At 38.8% G+C, this 16,466-nt stretch carries 18 protein-coding genes; 7 read left to right on the top strand and 11 right to left on the bottom strand.

Annotated features, from left to right (window positions below; all coding sequences use genetic code 11):
- Window positions 1-29: 29 nt before the first annotated feature.
- The 4 genes from HNR53_RS00810 to HNR53_RS00795 are packed head-to-tail and all read right to left on the bottom strand — an operon-like array spanning window position 30 to window position 2,831.
- Window positions 30-926, bottom strand: a complete 897-nt coding sequence (locus tag HNR53_RS00810; RefSeq protein ID WP_184521548.1) for an RluA family pseudouridine synthase — start codon at window positions 924-926, stop codon at window positions 30-32.
- 39 nt (window positions 927-965) lie between these two features.
- Window positions 966-1,763, bottom strand: a complete 798-nt coding sequence (locus HNR53_RS00805; protein ID WP_184521545.1) for an NAD kinase — start codon at window positions 1,761-1,763, stop codon at window positions 966-968.
- A gap of 48 nt (window positions 1,764-1,811) precedes the next feature.
- On the bottom strand, window positions 1,812-2,450 hold the full coding sequence (yjbM, locus tag HNR53_RS00800; RefSeq protein WP_184521544.1) for a GTP diphosphokinase: 639 nt from the start codon (window positions 2,448-2,450) through the stop codon (window positions 1,812-1,814).
- Between the two features lie 15 nt (window positions 2,451-2,465).
- Window positions 2,466-2,831: a UPF0738 family protein gene (locus tag HNR53_RS00795; RefSeq protein WP_184521542.1), complete on the bottom strand. Its 366-nt coding sequence runs from the start codon at window positions 2,829-2,831 to the stop codon at window positions 2,466-2,468.
- 168 nt (window positions 2,832-2,999) lie between these two features.
- Between HNR53_RS00795 and HNR53_RS00790 the strand changes: the two genes are divergently transcribed.
- From HNR53_RS00790 to HNR53_RS00770, 5 genes are all read left to right on the top strand, one after another.
- Window positions 3,000-3,587: a CYTH domain-containing protein gene (locus HNR53_RS00790; RefSeq protein WP_184521540.1), complete on the top strand. Its 588-nt coding sequence runs from the start codon at window positions 3,000-3,002 to the stop codon at window positions 3,585-3,587.
- A 23-nt stretch (window positions 3,588-3,610) separates the two neighbouring features.
- Window positions 3,611-4,222, top strand: coding sequence for a lytic transglycosylase domain-containing protein (locus tag HNR53_RS00785; protein WP_184521537.1), 612 nt, complete (start codon window positions 3,611-3,613; stop codon window positions 4,220-4,222).
- 390 nt (window positions 4,223-4,612) lie between these two features.
- Entirely contained in the window at window positions 4,613-5,020 is a 408-nt protein-coding gene (locus tag HNR53_RS00780; protein ID WP_184521535.1) for a globin domain-containing protein, read from the top strand.
- Entirely contained in the window at window positions 5,017-5,910 is an 894-nt protein-coding gene (locus HNR53_RS00775; protein ID WP_343065250.1) for a ClpXP adapter SpxH family protein, read from the top strand. Before HNR53_RS00780 ends, HNR53_RS00775 begins: the two co-directional genes overlap by 4 nt.
- Window positions 5,911-6,308: 398 nt before the next feature.
- Window positions 6,309-6,482, top strand: a complete 174-nt coding sequence (locus HNR53_RS00770) for a hypothetical protein (protein WP_184521533.1) — start codon at window positions 6,309-6,311, stop codon at window positions 6,480-6,482.
- Between the two features lie 194 nt (window positions 6,483-6,676).
- Here HNR53_RS00770 and pepF read toward each other — a convergent pair whose 3' ends face one another.
- The 5 genes from pepF to spxA form a co-directional block, all read right to left on the bottom strand.
- Window positions 6,677-8,488 (bottom strand): oligoendopeptidase F, encoded by a 1,812-nt coding sequence (gene pepF / locus HNR53_RS00765; RefSeq protein WP_184521531.1) that lies wholly within the window; start codon window positions 8,486-8,488, stop codon window positions 6,677-6,679.
- A 152-nt stretch (window positions 8,489-8,640) separates the two neighbouring features.
- Window positions 8,641-9,831 carry a competence protein CoiA gene (locus HNR53_RS00760; protein WP_184521529.1) on the bottom strand — a complete coding sequence of 397 codons (1,191 nt, stop codon included), beginning with the start codon at window positions 9,829-9,831 and terminating at the stop codon, window positions 8,641-8,643.
- A gap of 98 nt (window positions 9,832-9,929) precedes the next feature.
- Window positions 9,930-11,444, bottom strand: coding sequence for a cardiolipin synthase (gene cls / locus HNR53_RS00755; RefSeq protein WP_184521527.1), 1,515 nt, complete (start codon window positions 11,442-11,444; stop codon window positions 9,930-9,932).
- A gap of 49 nt (window positions 11,445-11,493) precedes the next feature.
- The gene (mecA, locus tag HNR53_RS00750) at window positions 11,494-12,153 is read right to left on the bottom strand and encodes an adaptor protein MecA (protein WP_184521526.1); all 660 of its coding nucleotides are present in this window, start codon (window positions 12,151-12,153) and stop codon (window positions 11,494-11,496) included.
- Between the two features lie 315 nt (window positions 12,154-12,468).
- The gene (gene spxA / locus HNR53_RS00745) at window positions 12,469-12,864 is read right to left on the bottom strand and encodes a transcriptional regulator SpxA (RefSeq protein ID WP_184521524.1); all 396 of its coding nucleotides are present in this window, start codon (window positions 12,862-12,864) and stop codon (window positions 12,469-12,471) included.
- Window positions 12,865-13,294: 430 nt separating this feature from the next.
- Between spxA and HNR53_RS00740 the strand changes: the two genes are divergently transcribed.
- Window positions 13,295-13,486 carry a hypothetical protein gene (locus HNR53_RS00740; protein ID WP_184522715.1) on the top strand — a complete coding sequence of 64 codons (192 nt, stop codon included), beginning with the start codon at window positions 13,295-13,297 and terminating at the stop codon, window positions 13,484-13,486.
- A gap of 193 nt (window positions 13,487-13,679) precedes the next feature.
- Window positions 13,680-14,669 (top strand): tryptophan--tRNA ligase, encoded by a 990-nt coding sequence (gene trpS / locus HNR53_RS00735; RefSeq protein WP_184521522.1) that lies wholly within the window; start codon window positions 13,680-13,682, stop codon window positions 14,667-14,669.
- 52 nt (window positions 14,670-14,721) lie between these two features.
- On the opposite strand, the gene HNR53_RS00730 is transcribed toward trpS, so the two are convergent.
- Together HNR53_RS00730 and HNR53_RS00725 are read right to left on the bottom strand one after the other, a co-directional pair.
- A complete protein-coding gene (locus tag HNR53_RS00730; protein WP_184521520.1) occupies window positions 14,722-15,471 on the bottom strand; it encodes a YjbA family protein in 750 nt (249 codons plus the stop codon).
- Between the two features lie 186 nt (window positions 15,472-15,657).
- A complete protein-coding gene (locus HNR53_RS00725; RefSeq protein WP_184521518.1) occupies window positions 15,658-16,422 on the bottom strand; it encodes a DUF2268 domain-containing putative Zn-dependent protease in 765 nt (254 codons plus the stop codon).
- Between the last annotated feature and the right edge of the window lie 44 nt (window positions 16,423-16,466).

Raw genomic sequence — 16,466 nt, 5'->3', positions numbered from 1 at the left:
TCAGTGGGGGTTTTATCCCCCACTAAGAGTTAGTTGCCCTGAATTAGTAGTTCTTTCATATCTTCTGGCAAATCAGAAGTAAATGTAACCCTTTTCCCCATAAAAGGATGGACGAAGGAAATTTTCCGGCAGTGCAGCGCCTGCCTCTTTATCCAGTCAAGATTTCCGCCATAGAGATCATCTCCTAAGAGGGGGTGACCAATATAGGCGAGATGAACACGAATTTGATGGGTTCGGCCTGTTTCTAATTGAAGCGCCAGCCAGGTAAAATGAGAACAGCTCTTTTTGACTGAAAAGTTAGTCACTGCATATTGACCGTCCTCACGTACCATCCGTTCGATTATGCTGTCACTTTTTCTCCCAATCGGTTGATCAATCCTGCCCTCTGGCTCAAGAAACACTCCATGAGCAAATGCTTCATATGTCCTTTTAACAGTCCCCTTTCTTTGCTGTTCACTTAATAAATGATGGGTATGGCGGTGCTTTGCGACTAATACAATTCCTGATGTATCCCGATCAAGTCTCGTTACAATATGTGCCGTTGCGCTGAGACCGATTTGCTCATAATAGCCTATCAGCGCATTGGCAAGACTGCCGCTCGGATGCTCCCGTGAAGGAATGGTATTCATCCCCGGGGGTTTCATGACAACGAGAAGATATTCATCCTCATAAATAATCTCAAGCGGAATCTTTTCACCTTTAACGCCCTCGCTCGGTTCTTCGTCAGGAAATTGAACAGTAATCTGATCGCCAAGCTGCAGCGGGTAACGGACTGTGACATCCTGGTTATTAACCATGATTCTGCCGTTCTTAAACTTAATATCTGTTAAGGCCGTCTTGGATATCTGCTGTTCTTTCAAAAACTCCCGGACTAATTTTCCCTCATTCAGAGAATCTATAGTCCATTGCATGGTAAATGGCGACATTCCATCTGGCTCCTATTCCATGATGTAACAATTTTTTTATTATTCAGAAGATATAAACGAATCATGCACTCTTTTCCAAAATGGGAATGGGCGGAAACGAGCAAAACGAATCCGCTGCTCCGAAACCCGGTATTGAATCGACTTGACATCCTTATGCAATACATTCAAATGGTCAATCGTGATATAAAAATTGTTATCACTGACTGCCTTTAATAAGCAGGTGTGGTGTGCTGGAAGAATAAGCGGCGATCCGATGGTGCGAAACACCCGATTGTTAATGGATGCAATTTCAGCCAATTGGATGGCTGAAATTGCCGGGTGAATAATCGCTCCGCCTAATGCTTTATTATAAGCCGTACTGCCCGACGGTGTTGACATACATAACCCGTCCCCGCGAAAACGCTCAAAATGCTGTCCGCCTATGTCAACATCCATCACCAGTGTACCTTCACTGCATTTAACCGCAGATTCATTCAGGGCCAGATACTTCGACTCTTTTGCATCATTTTTATAACGAATGATGACTTCAAGAAGAGGATATTCAACTACCTGAAAAGGAGTTTTTGCAATCGCAATGACCAACTTCTCGATTTCCTCCGGTACCCAATCCGCATAAAAGCCTAAATGACCGGTATGTATTCCGACAAAAGCCGTTTTATCCAGGCGGCTGCTATAACGATGAAAAGCACAAAGCAGAGTACCGTCTCCGCCAATGGATATAACAATATCCGGATTTTCCTCATCATAAGTCAAATTAAAATCAATTAAATACTCTTTTATTCTGTATACATATGAAGTTGAATTTGAATCTCCTCTTGATGTGATGGCAAATTTCATCGTTTCTAAGCCTCCTTTTTAGTGCATAAAGTATTTTCCGCTTCTCTATTATCCGTCCGTTTTTTTGTTGGTTTCCTTTTTCATACTGAAAAAAGCCTGTGCCTCCTGTATTTCTCCTCTAATGAGCGACATTTCCTCATCAAGGCGGAAGGCAGCTTCAGCTGCTCTTTGCAGCCTCATTCTAATATCTTCAGGGAACTGCCCCTTGTATTTATAATTAAGTGAATGTTCAATCGTTGCCCAGAAATTCATCGCTAATGTACGAATCTGAATCTCTACAAGAATTTTCTTTTCCCCTTGAATCGTCTGAACCGGGTAGCGGATTACGACATGATAGGAACGGTAGCCGCTCGCTTTTTTATGTGTAATATAATTTCTTTCCTCAACGATTTCAAAGTCATTTCTTTTTCTGATTAACTCTACCACTCTGCTTATATCATCAACAAATTGGCACATCATTCGGAGTCCTGCAATATCCTGCATTTCCAATTCTAATCGATCAAGCGGAATCCCTTTTTGGTTTGCCTTGTCTAGTATACTGGCAATCGGTTTAACCCTTCCGGTGACAAACTCAATCGGAGAATAATTCCCCTGCAAGTCAAATTGACTGCGCATCCCTTTTAATTTTACTTTCAGCTCCTCCACAGCCTGTTTATATGGAGCTAAAAACAAATCCCAGTGCTTCACCCAAACCCCACCTTCTTAAAATGTTGCTTCTATCTTCTTAACCATTTCTTCGCCATAATTGCTGTTCCCTTTGATGTTTTCAATTAGATAGGACAATTCCTCGAGGAACTGTTCCAAATAGATTTTCTCTTTTCCGTTTGTTACAGAAACGGATATTCTGCAGCTCAATGCCTCCTTTAAATCATTCCAAAAGATTTCAGGTACTTTCATATATGTATAGGAATCATCGTTTTCAAGTAAATAAACAAAAGACAGACCCACGGAATCAACTAGCATTTGCCCCGTTGGCTTCATATTACCTAAAATAGAACTGCTGTCTATTTCAAGGATTAATTCAGTAGGCTTAAGGATTGTATGGTTAATGTTCAGTACATCATTCATTATTTTATCTCCTTCCAGATACTTTCTTATTTTATCATAGGAAATACCATTATACTAAAAATTGCCTTCAAACTCATTAAGGTTGATAATGAGAAAAGAGAAGCCGTGTTTTCATTGCTTTCACCTTGCTATTTGCTGATATAGACATACTGGAAAGGACTGCCTGCGATGCCGCAAAATATTGAAATAGAATTCAAGAATCTGCTTACAGAGAGCGATTTCCATATACTGCTGAAACATTTCAACGTGAATGAAAGCCAATTTTTTATACAGGAAAATTATTACTTTGACACCCCTGATTTTTCTTTAAAACAATCTGGATGTGCGTTAAGAATCAGGGAAAAAAAGAGCGGGTTTGAAATGACATTGAAACAGCCGCACCCCGATGGGCTGTTGGAAACAACTGAAAAATTAACAAACGAAAAAGCACAAGCCCTGCTTCAAGGTACTCCTTTGCCTGATGGGCTGATTAAAGAACAGCTGTCGCATATGAAGATCAACGCTGAACAGCTATTGTTTTTTGGTTCCCTTGTGACAGAACGGGCGGAGATAGAATATCAAGGAGGTGTGATGGTCTTCGATTCAAGCACCTATTTAAATATGCGGGATTATGAGTTAGAATATGAAGTAACCGATCGTGCGAAAGGAGAAGCTGTTTTTCTTCAACTGCTTGCAGAATTAAATATCCCCATTCGAAAGACAAAAAATAAAGTCAAGCGGTTTTACGAACGGAAAATGGCGCAAGAACTCCAATAAAGGAACATGAGGAGAATGCGAAAATGAATGTTAATCAATTCAAAATCATGCTTGAACTGAAGGCGATGCAGAATTTAAATACAAAAAGCAGCAATAATCTCGAGCAAAACCCATTATTTCAATATCTGCTCAATAGTGTTTTATCCGAAAAAACAGCGCTGCTATCCGATGAAAAAGCCGATAACAAACCAGTATCTGCATCATTACTCCGTTCATTTACATTGCCTCCTGTACAATTATCAAAACTAGCAGGTTCCAAGCAAAATTATGTTGACATCATTCAGTCTGCATCGGACCGCTACAAAGTACCTGTACAATTGATTAATGCCGTTATTCAGCAGGAATCTAACTTTAATCCCAATGCAACCTCTCCGTCAGGTGCCGCCGGGCTTATGCAATTAATGCCACAGACCGCTCGAGCTCTTGGTGTGCAAAATATCTATGATCCTGAGCAAAATATCATGGGAGGAACTAAATACTTAGGTCAAATGCTTAAAAAATATAACGGCAATACAGAGCTGGCACTTGCAGCCTATAATGCTGGTCCCGGAAACGTTGACAAGTACAATGGAATCCCACCTTTTAAAGAAACACAAAATTATGTCCAAAAAGTCAAACGCAGCTATTTAGCGTAAAACAACGAAGGATTATATATATGGCCGCCGTTCTGAGGGATCTTTTTCAGTTCATAGGCCTTTACTAAAATGATGTATAAGCTATTTATTTGAGATATTAATATTTGCTTGCTAAAATAATGGAGAATATCAAATTCGCCCTGTCGAATTTGCGCCCGATTTTTTTCGAGCTCGCTCGAAAAATTCCCTTTGAAAAATCGAGGCATCCGCCGGAGGCTTAACTTCATTCAGCCAGGGTTTGGACCCCACTGAATCGGAAAACTACTTTGCATTCATCCACCACTTATAGAAGTGGAGGACTTCTGCTGAATGAAGTTTAACAAAAAGCATGATTTAGTTTTATTTTCTATGCACGAAATGATCATACTACATGTTAAAGGGGGGTTATTGATGATCGAGAAAGTACCTGCTCCATTCGATATGATAGGTGAAGAAAAACTTCACCAGCTTATTGACGCTTTCTATCGCCGCGTTAGTAAACATCCACATCTCGCTCCCATTTTTCCTGATGATTTAACGGAAACTGCTCGTAAACAAAAGCAATTTATGACTCAATATTTGGGCGGTCCTGCCCTTTATTCTGCCGAGCATGGACATCCAATGCTGCGGGCGCGTCATTTGCCTTTTGAAATTACACAAACACGTGCCAAAGCGTGGCTGCAATGTATGACAGAAGCAATGGACGAAGTGGGTCTGACAGGTCCGATACGTGACGAATACTATGCAAGACTTGTTCTGACGGCACAGCATATGATTAATACAGATGAAAACCAAAGTATGAAGGGTGAGGAAATGTGACAAAGCGAGAAGTATTCGCACGTAATTCATCTTCCTACCCTTGTCACTGTCATGATAAAAAATCGCTTGAAATCTATATGTTCATCGATCCGTTATGCCCAGAATGCTGGGCTCTTGAGCCCGTTTTAAAAAAATTGCACATCGAATACGGGCAATATTTTACATTTAAATATGTTGTCAGCGGACGATTGGCCAACTTGAATTTAGGCAGGAAACATAACTTCGAAAAGAGCCAAGAGCTTTGGGAAAAAACAGGCAGCCGCTTTGGGATGTCTTGTGATGGCAGCCTATGGCTGGAAAACCCTATTTCAGCACCATATCTGACTTTCATAGCGATAAAAGCAGCCGAGTTACAGGGCAGAAAGGCTGGAATTCGTTTTCTCCGCAAATTACAGGAAATGCTTTTCCTTGAAAAACAAAATGTTGCAACTTTAGATGTATTAATTACATGTGCAGACCTCACAGGTCTTGATGTGGAGGAATTTGTCTGCGATATTCACTCTGACAGCGCTGCGAAAGCTTTTCAATGCGACTTGAAAATCACATCTGAAATGGATGTGACAGAAATTCCAACTCTTGTCTTTTTCAATGAAAATATTGAAGAAGAGGGAATTAAAATTACGGGTATTTATCCATACGAAATTTACGTTCAAATTATGGAGGAAATGCTTGAGGAAAAACCTGTTAGATCAGAACCTCCACCGCTCGAAATTTTCTTAAGGCATTACCATTTTGTTTCCTCCATGGAAATAGCATTGATCTACAATATGAATGTTCAGGATGTAGAACGGGAATTAAAGAAACTTCAGTTAAAACAGATAGTGGAAAAGGTACCGGCAAAACACGGAGCCTTTTGGAAGCTTAATACAAGAAAAAACCTTGCACGGTAAAGGTTGTTACTCCATTTGAAAAACATCAGTTATTGATTTTGTATAAATCATTTTGCCTTCAATCGGGGGAACAGCCCTTTTTAATCGACAGGAATTGAAAAGGGATTCACTATTTTACACAAGAAAAAAGACCCTGCAGCGCAGAGTCTTTTTTTCTATTAAATACGAACAAAGGGGATGGGAGAAATTTTTCACGGTCAAACAAAGGGGTATATGTTTGCTTGTGATTAACTTCACGGTCTTAATATATCATATGAATAAATCCCTCGCAAGACGTTTGGATTTTGTTTCACACCTTTGTCATAAAGTAGGCTTATTTTAGGGGGTTTTGCATATATTTGTAATTATAATGTGATATAGCTAACACCTTACTATTCCAATATAAGGAGACCCTCACGATGAAAAAACTCTATCCCCTTCTCCTGATCCTGGTTATCATGTTTTCTTTTTTCCTGCAGCTCCTTGGTTTAATGGAACTGATCCCGCTCTACCTTACTTCACCTATACTATTCGTATCTCTCTTGTTATTTTTTATTTTCCTCAATAATCGAAACCGCTTTAAGGGCTTTTAATACTGCACTTTTGAACTACTCCACCTTAATTTCTGACGAAATTTAAAGATGGAGATTCCTGCGAACACCGAAGTATCCTTCAGTTATTTAGCAGGCTATCCCCGTCGCAAAAATAGAAGTGGGAGTCTTCTGTCGGGAAATGATAAAAGTGGCAGAAAAGGACTGAACCCTTGATTCAGTCCTTTTCTCATTTATTATAATAACTGTTCAAGTTCTGATAATTTCTCAGCAAATACTTTGCAGGCATCTTCAATCGGCTTTTTGCTTGTCATATCAACGCCTGCCTTTTTCAATACTTCAATTGGATAGTCAGAGCTTCCCGCTTTCAAGAAATCAATATATCGTTCGACTGCAGGCGCTCCTTCAGTTAGAATACCATTGCATAATGCAGTGGCTGCACTAAATCCCGTCGCATATTGGTATACATAATAATTATAATAGAAGTGAGGAATTCGTGACCATTCTAACCCAATTTCCTCATCTACTACAATATCTGTACCATAATATTTTTTGTTTAAATCATAATAATCCTTTGTTAGTGATTCCGCTGTTAAAGCCTCGTTATTTTGTGCTTTTTGATGGATAAGATGTTCATATTCCGCAAACATGGTCTGTCTGAACACAGTTCCTCTAAAGCCTTCTAAATAGTGGTTCAATAAATAGATTCGCTTCTGCTCGTCATCCATGGTTTTTAATAAATAATCATTTAACAATGCCTCATTGCAGGTTGATGCTACTTCCGCTACAAAAATAGAGTAATTGCCATATGGATAGGCTTGAGTCTTTCTTGTATAGTAGCTGTGAACAGAATGACCGAGTTCATGAACAAGGGTAAATAAGTTATTTACATTATTCTGCCAGTTGAGCAAAATATATGGATTCGTTCCATAGGAACCGGAGGAATAGGCGCCGCTTCTCTTCCCTTTGTTCTCGTGTACATCGATCCAGCGGTTGTCGAAGCCTTCTTTCAGGACATGAATGTATTCTTCCCCCAGCGGTTCCAGTCCTTTTAAAACGATATCCTTCGCTTCATCATAGGAAATCTCCATTTTTACATCCTTCACCAGCGGTGTATATAAATCATACATATGCAGTTCATCAAGACCAAGAACCCTTTTGCGTAATTCGACATAACGCTGAAGCAAAGGAAGCTGGTCGTTCACTGTACTGACGAGATTTTCATAGACACTTTCAGGGATGTTATTCTCAGCAAGTGCGGCATGGCGAGCCGATGAATACTTTCTGACACGCGCATAAAAGTTATCTTTCTTGATATTTCCGCTTAGTGTACTGGCAAATGTATTGCGGAAATTGCCATAAGTATCATATACAGCCTTAAATGCATCACGGCGGACCCGGCGATCGGCACTTTCAAGAAAACGGCTGTAACGTCCGTGGGTTACCTCCACTTCTTCCCCGTTCTCATCCTTAATTGAAGGGAATTCAAGGTCGGCATTATTTAACATGCCAAATGTATTTTCTGACGACCCTAATACTTCAGAAACTTCAGCCAGCAGTGCCTCCATCTCCGCAGTCAAGACATGAGGTCTCTGTAAATTAATTTCCTCCAGCGAATGCTCGTATAATTTTAATTCCTGCTTTTCTGCTAAAAATCCCTTTAACTTTGCTTCATCAATAGCCAAGAGTTCTGGCACAATATAGGCCAGACTGCTTGAAGCCTGGGAATATAAATTTTTCATTCTGTCATCAAGACCTTGATAGAATGAATTCGTCGTATCCTGATCATAGCGCATATGGGAATAAGCATATAATTTCCCCAACCGCTCTAATAACTGATCCTGCTTTTGCAATGCTTCATAGAGAATAGCTGCGCTTTCCCCGAGTTTTCCCTCATATTGTTTTACACCGGGAAGCAATGATTTTACTTCCTGAAACTCCTTCTCCCACTCTTCATCCGAAGCAAAGATATCCTCCAGTTTCCATGTGTCTTCAACCGGCAGTTCATTCCGTGAAGGAAGTTTATTTACAGTCGTTTCATTTGCCATGATAATCCTCCATTCCTTCTATCAAATTCGCCTTGGCAAATTTGCACCCAGATTTTTATCAAGCTTGCGCAGGTATTTCCATTAAAAAATCTGGGGCATCCGCCAAACGGGTTCATATTACCTTCTATTAGTTTACCGCAATTTCCTTCCTTTTAAAAAAATAACATCTTCTCATATTGTTTATAAAATTGCTCTTCTAAATTCTGCTGCCTAACAACATGATCCGGCACTTCCACTTTCTGTATTAATTTAAAAGTATTCGTATTCAAACTTTCTAATACCCTCACTTTTTCCAGCACATGAAGATATTCCATAATAGGAGTAAGCTGACTGTAGTCTGAAGCTAAAGGCAGGATTCTCGCATGCAGCATTCCCTCATCAAGACGCCTGGCAAAGCCGTGAAAAATATCATTAACGGTAAATATTTCACCAGCCTTGCGGCTAAACAAATGATCCATAAACAAATAGGTTTGCCAAATAAGCGGAGGTGATTCCAGCAAAATGGCACTGCGGACAGGAATCCCGATGAAGGGGGGCAGCAAAGAAATATTTAAGCCTAAAGAATATAACTCGTGCACTAGGTCATGCGGCTTGCGGCACCGCATTTGTAGATTCAGCTTTTGACTGCGGATTTCTCTTTTCCATTCTTCACTGCTGAATGAATATTTATGTGAGGGAGCAAACAGACGCTCCAAAGTAAATTGATGGAAAGGAATGATGGAAAGATTGGCAAAAGCATTTTTAGTGGTAATGGGTGTGAGATTGTTTAAGAGGATAAAGATTTTGGCTGCCGGACAGTAAGCGGGTATAAACCAGGAACCTGCGGGGCTTTTTGCGGCAAAGAAATAATCGAAGTTCGTTAAAGCAACTTTTCTTTCCCCTTTTCGGTTAATGTTTTTTCCTCCTAAAATCCATAAGACAGAAGACTGAATTCTTCGATATTGCTTTGTTCGTTTTTCCATTAAGTCAGGGGGAATCGCAGAACATTGAAATTCCAGGGCATAGGACTTTTGTTCGTGAAAAAAAGCAACATCCGGTCTCTGGCGTATTGAAGGATAATAGGGTTCAAGCACCGGGTTTAGTTTTTTCTCTTCAAGCCATTGATATAATTGTAGTTTTCCGCTCATATGATAGTCCGACTCTCTTTCAAAGCCTTCTGTACAATGTGTTCCTTTCTGATGGGCAAAATGCTCCATACGCTGTCTCCCTAATTTCAACACCACTTTTTCTTTACACTCCGGACAAAAAAACTCTTCGTTCTGTTTTTTCTCTTGCAGCCACTTTCTTGAATGTCTGGGAAATAAATATAATGTCTTTCCATCTTTTTGCACAGCTGAAAACAATATAGTTCTCCTCCTTTCATGTTTAAAAACATTCTCCACCACAAGACAAAAGTCCTGCTTATAAAAAAATAAATCCATCCTAAAGATGGATTTATTTTTTATAGCAGCGGAGACAAAAGACGTGAAGTGGACTCGAGCAAACGATATCCCAGATGCCTTCTGCTAAAAATTTCAGCATCAATTTCCCGTGAATTCATAAGATCATTTTTATACTCTTGCACCAGATCTATCGTACTATTCGTCCTGTATAAAAAGGCATTGACCTCAAAATTCAAATGAAAACTCCTCATATCCATGTTCGATGTTCCAATGGATGCCAGCACATGATCAACAATGATAATTTTGCTATGCATAAATCCCTTTTCATATTCATAAATTCGCACACCGGCCTCTAATAATTCCGGAAAATAGGAGCGCGAAGCATGAAACACAATTTTTTTATCCGGCTTTTTCGGTACGAGCAGCCTGACATCGATACCGCTTAAAGAAGCAATCTTCAATGCTGAAAAAATATCCTCATCCGGGATAAAATACGGAGAGGCAATCCATACAGAATCCTTCGCTGATGTAATCATCGCAAAAAAGATATTTTTAATGACACTGTACTCATTATCCGGACCACCGGCAATTAATTGAACCCCGCCATATCTATTTTCCTTCAGTACAGGGGACAAATACTCCGCCGTCAGACAGCTGGAATTGGTCATGTAATACCAGTCCTGCAGAAATAATAATTGCAGAGAACGGACAGCCTCCCCCTTTAGCAATAAATGGGTATCACGCCAAAAACCAAAATTCTCATTTCTGCCTAAATACTCATCACCAATATTTAATCCGCCGACAAAACCTATACTGCCATCAATGACAATAATTTTTCTATGATTCCGAAAATTGAATTTGCTATTTAAAAAAGGGAGCCTTACCGGACCAAACAAAACCATTTCGATTCCTGCGGCCTTTAATTCATGAATATATTCTTTCGATAATTTCCATGAACCAACAGCATCAAATAAAAAGCGGATTTTCACCCCTTCTCTTGCCTTTTGGATCAATACAGATTTAATTCTCCGGCCAATATCATCATCTCTGACAATGTAATATTCTAGATGAATGTGATGAACGGCTTTTTGCAGCTCTTGTAAGATGTAAGTAAAAGTTTCTTCTCCGTTCGTTAATACTTTTGTATCTGTCCCAAAGGAGATCGGACTGTTTCCTAATTTTTGCGCTAAATAAAACAGCTTTTGATACGGAAGGCTTGCTCGATTTAATTTCTCCTCACTAACCGGATCCTGCCCTTCGTATTGTAAAAAGGTCTGCTTATCAAGAAAATATTTCTTGCGGAACATCTTTTCCTTGCGAAAATTGCGCCCAAATAAAAAATAGAAGATAAAGCCCAGTATTGGAAATCCCGCTAATACTGCCAGCCAGGTTAACGTTTGCGTCGGATGACGGTTCTCCATAAAAATGACAAAACCAATCACCGTGACGGTTATAGTAATTAAAATACTTACATAACCAATCAGCCCATTTATGATAACGACATATTTATTTGTGAAATATAAAAAAATACCTAATCCAAGCAGAAAAAGTAGAATCTTTACGGTATTTTTCATCCGTGACCTCCGTCAAGAAAAAAACCGATTCTTAGTAGAATCGGCATTATTATTTAAAATACTTTCTTATTTGAGGTATTGCCGGTGAGTCCATAATCAATTTTCCGTATTCTTCAATCCGATGAATACTTACTGCTGATTCATGTCCGTATTCCAGTATCACACTCATTATATTATCAATATCACTCTCTTCAAACAAGTCTGCTGAAAAATCAAAAAACATATAGTATCTTCCTTCAAAGACATACAGTTTTGCTGTTAATTCGTCTAAACTAGTTCGTTTTGAAAGAGCAATTAAGTCTTCTAAATCTTTAAACTTGACCATAAACTCCAAATGATCATCGTATAGTAAATCATCATCAGACATTGATGAATAATTGTCGAGCAGCTCCTCAAGGTGACCATCCACATCTGCATCATTGAATTTATCACCAGGTATCGGGAGTTCAAACTTATGACCATCTTTAGAGACTTGAGCCTTGGTTACTACAATTTCTAAGCCTTTATCAAGAGCCTGAACTTGAATCCAGAGAGGTCCTTCCACTAAGAATTCCTCTTCATTGTGAACCTCATCCATCATTTCCCAGAAAAGTTCTTCACTTCGATCGCGGTTATACCAGATTTCCTCACGGTCAAAGCCTCTTTCCTCCATATCAAGGTAAGAAATATAAAACTTAACGGTATAATCATTAATACGCTCAATATCCAATTCATAACACTCCCTTCCTGCTTTTGTTGAAGGGAAATTCCCCCTTAAAGCCGAAAACAACGCTATTCTTTTACCGAATACAAGATAAATATTAGTCTATACCTTGTACTCTTATTTTATGACAAAAAGACAATAAAGGGAATGAAAAAGCCAAACTTTTTTATCATTCATTTCTCATTATCTTATCATGTATTGTAGCAAAAACAACTGTATTTGCAAAGTAATCAAGCTCCCTTTAGAAGAGAGTGTATGATTGCTTTAATTATGCAGCTGATTGAAAAAAAAAGAAGCAAACCCGTTAATGGGCCGGCTTCTTTAGTTTACTAAGCGCTGTGCTTCACGTAATTGAAATGTACGTACCTTACGCGGTAAAAATCTTCTGATTTCATCCTCGTTATAACCAACTTGCAGCCTTTTTTCATCGATAATAATTGGTCTGCGTAATAATCCTGGATTATCTTTAATCAATTGGAACAATTCATGTAATGGCATTGTCTCAAGATTAACATCTAGTTTTTGAAAAGATTTAGAACGGGTAGAAATGATTTCATCTGTCCCATCTTCCGTCATACGCAGAATCTCTTTTATTTCATCAATGGATAGCGGTTCAGAAAAAATATTTCTTTCTGTGTAAGGAATATCGTGTTCTTCTAACCATGCTTTCGCTTTGCGGCAAGATGTACAACTAGGTGAAGTGTATAAAGTTACCATATTAACAACACTCCTTTATTAGACATATGATCTATTCTGAAAATTTCTTGTTCTGTTCTTAAATTAAAATAACTTTAATCAAGTAATTTATATTATTTATTATACACCAATAAATTTTGAATGGGTATCCTTTTTTTAAAAAGATTAAAGTTAATTTAATGATGAAAAATCCATACTAAACCATTTCTTGTTAGATAATACGATTTATTAATCATAAAGTTTCATTTTCTTCAATTTTTTTTATAATTTTTTTCTTCATTAATTCTCAATTATATTTCAAAGAATGAAAATGAAATATCTTTATTAAATAATTATTCGACTTGGAAAGGATAAACCCTTTCATTTATATAAAAAGATCGGTAAAATAGATAGAGTAGAACGTTTCCATTAATGAATAGACTTGATTAGATAATGTGAAATGGGGGATATGATGGGAGCTTATATTGTAGATTTTATTCTTGTTGCCGGACTTATCATAGGGATTACAGCTATTAACGGCGTCTTAGTAAATGGCTTTGGTGAAAAATTCATTGGACGAAAGCATAAATCAGAATATGTTGACAAATCCGCACAAATCCAAAGCGGCTGGAAACAAGTCGGCGGCGGACATAAAGGAAACTAACAAACGATCTCATCGAGATCGTTTTTTTATTAAGAAGGCTTCATTAAAGAATGCCAAGTTACTTGATCTTGCTAATTATAGGGAAATTTCTTATAATCCGAAGATAAGTGATATTTATGTGTGGTATGAAAATGTAGTACAATGAAGCATAGACCTACATAGAGTTTGTTGATAGTTTGGAGGAAATTTAAAAATGAAAACGATTTTTTCCGGTATTCAGCCAAGCGGGACCATTACGCTTGGAAATTACATTGGAGCACTAAGTCAATTTGTTGAATTGCAGGATGAATATAACTGTTATTTTTGCATTGTCGATGAGCATGCGATTACAGTACCGCAGGACCCGGTTGTACTCAGAAAAAATATCCGCTCATTGGCCGCATTGTATGTGGCTGTTGGAATCGACCCTGAAAAAGCTACTTTATTTATTCAATCAGAGGTTCCGGCGCATGCGCAGGCAGCGTGGATGATGCAATGTATCAGCTATATCGGCGAGCTTGAGCGTATGACACAGTTTAAAGATAAGTCAGCAGGAAAAGATGCTGTTTCTGCTGCGCTTTTAACCTATCCACCGCTTATGGTTGCTGATATTCTATTATACAGCGCAGATCTCGTCCCGGTAGGAGAGGATCAAAAACAACATCTTGAACTGACACGTGACTTAGCTGAACGCTTTAATAAAAAGTACAATGATATTTTCACTATTCCGGAGGTTAGAATTCCTAAAGTTGGGGCCCGTATCATGTCGCTGCAGGATCCAACGAAAAAAATGAGTAAATCCGACCCCAATCAAAAAGGATTTATCTCAATGCTGGATGATGCAAAACAAATTGAAAAGAAAATCAAAAGTGCAGTAACGGATTCAGACGGAATCGTCAAATTTGATGTCGGGAATAAACCAGGAGTTTCAAATCTTCTCTCTATTTATTCCATCTTCTCAGGAAAGACAGTTACAGAATTAGAGGCTCAATACGATGGAAAAGGCTACGGAGCTTTCAAAGGTGACCTTGCTCAGGTCGTCATAGAAGCATTGACACCTATTCAAAGCAAATATAATGAATTAATGGAATCCAGTGAATTAGACGATATCCTTGACCGGGGAGCAGAAAAGGCAAGACTAGTTGCTAATAAAATGCTCAAAAAAATGGAAAATGCCATGGGCTTGGGCCGCAAACGCAGATAATAAAGATTTTGGGCAAACAAAGAAGGAGCGGAGAATGATTCTCTGCCCCTTTTTAATTCACTTTATGTCCATGCTCCATGTCCCATAACTTTTCAAAAAAAGGTTGTCCTTTGATTATATTTTCGCAAAAGCTTTCATGCTTACTGCCCCAGCCCCCTTTTGACTCTTCATACAGCTGCTCCCAGGCTTCCTCAAAGTCTAAATGCTGGATGACACGGTATAAATCAGGTCTCCACTCTGTATACCAGTATCTCACTTCAGCGACGTTCTTTGAAGAATATAATTGGTCAAGTGCCATAAATAGAAGCTGCTTCAGCTGTCTCTCTTTGCGTGTAAGTCCCCTCATCAGACCTGGCTGTGGAGAAAGTATGTGGAATTCCTTCATTTGGGTCTGACCAGGAGTAAAATCATAATGAATCGTTTCCTGATTATCCAGCATTTCAAAGGCCAGCTGTTCCTGGCGCGGAATGAGTCTGCTTTTTCGGATCGGAATTGTATATCCGATTGTATCGACTGCCGCTATTCCTTTGCCGTCAGACACAACGAAACAATAATCAAGCTGGCAACGCTCATGATTTTTTCGTAAAAACGCTTTTTGATAAATATCATCTAATAATTGCTTTGGAAGCTCTGCCAAGTCATTTTCTATGTAGTTAAAAAGAATAGGGTCTATTTTTAATAAAGGCACTTGGTCAAGCAATTCAACTCCATCATCTTTACGCCATTCATGAAAATGGCAGACATTATAGCCATTCTCTTCTCCTTCAAACCAGTTAACCCATACATCATGAAGATACAACATAAATTAACCCCTCGCTTCAACTAACTATTTGTCAATCAGTATAGGCAGATAAGTGTTAAATTATTCCTAAAAGTGCGCTTTCAACCATTTTTTATTTCGTTTAATTTTTCATAAAATAACCAAAGAGAATCTTATATTACAGGGGTTCTTATCGTATAAGAGACTTATAATAGCCGGATGCGATGCTCAAAACGGGGATACCATCTCTTCTGCCTTAATCGTGAAAGAATCGTGAATGCTCCATGTTTGGCTCTCCTTTTGATTCATTACTAGATGATATCCTAAAGCATATCCCAAGAGGGCCGGATACCTTCCCATACCATACAGCAGCCTGTCATGAAGGGGGCTGGTTCTATCAACGGTAAGACTTTTCTCGATATATTTTTTCCAATAATGAGACAGCTCTTCTTTTGAGTAAGATGACGTCCACTTTGCATTGTAGTTCTTGCCGCAATATTTTGTTACGGCAAATTCAGCCAGCCCCTCGATCACCATCGAATCGAGAAGGGTATACTCCTGCACCGGTTTACTTATCCTGTTCAGGCGGCATACATGATGGTACTCATGTACAATCAATGCCTCCAATTCCTTTTTATGCTTTATATCATTTAAAAAGAGTAACATTTTATCTTTAAAGGAAACTCCGGATTTGTCCGGGTCGGTATCGTTTATTAATCTATTTTTAGGAAAAATATAGACAGGAATATCGGGTCCATTCCAAATGTCGCGGTAGTGCTCGTAGATATTTCGGACCTTCGGCCATACCCCTTTCTTGACTAATTCTTTATAGGTTTCCTGCGCCATTCTGCCGGGACGATACATTCCAAAGCGGAGCAAATAGCGATAAAACCTTCCCGGGTCCTCCTCAGCAGATAATAATATTCTGCGGCATAATTTTTCCGGATGATAAAAATCTTTCTCCAGCCATTCATCTGTTCGTTTGATGCCCATCTGACCGCCTCCTCTCTTCTTAATTTATGAAATGAATAGAAACT

The organism is Bacillus benzoevorans, from assembly GCF_014207535.1.
Classification (GTDB): Bacteria; Bacillota; Bacilli; order Bacillales; family Cytobacillaceae; genus Bacillus_BD; species Bacillus_BD benzoevorans.
The sequence above is the reverse complement of the archived record's forward strand: the minus strand, read 5'-3'. Positions and strand labels throughout refer to the sequence as shown.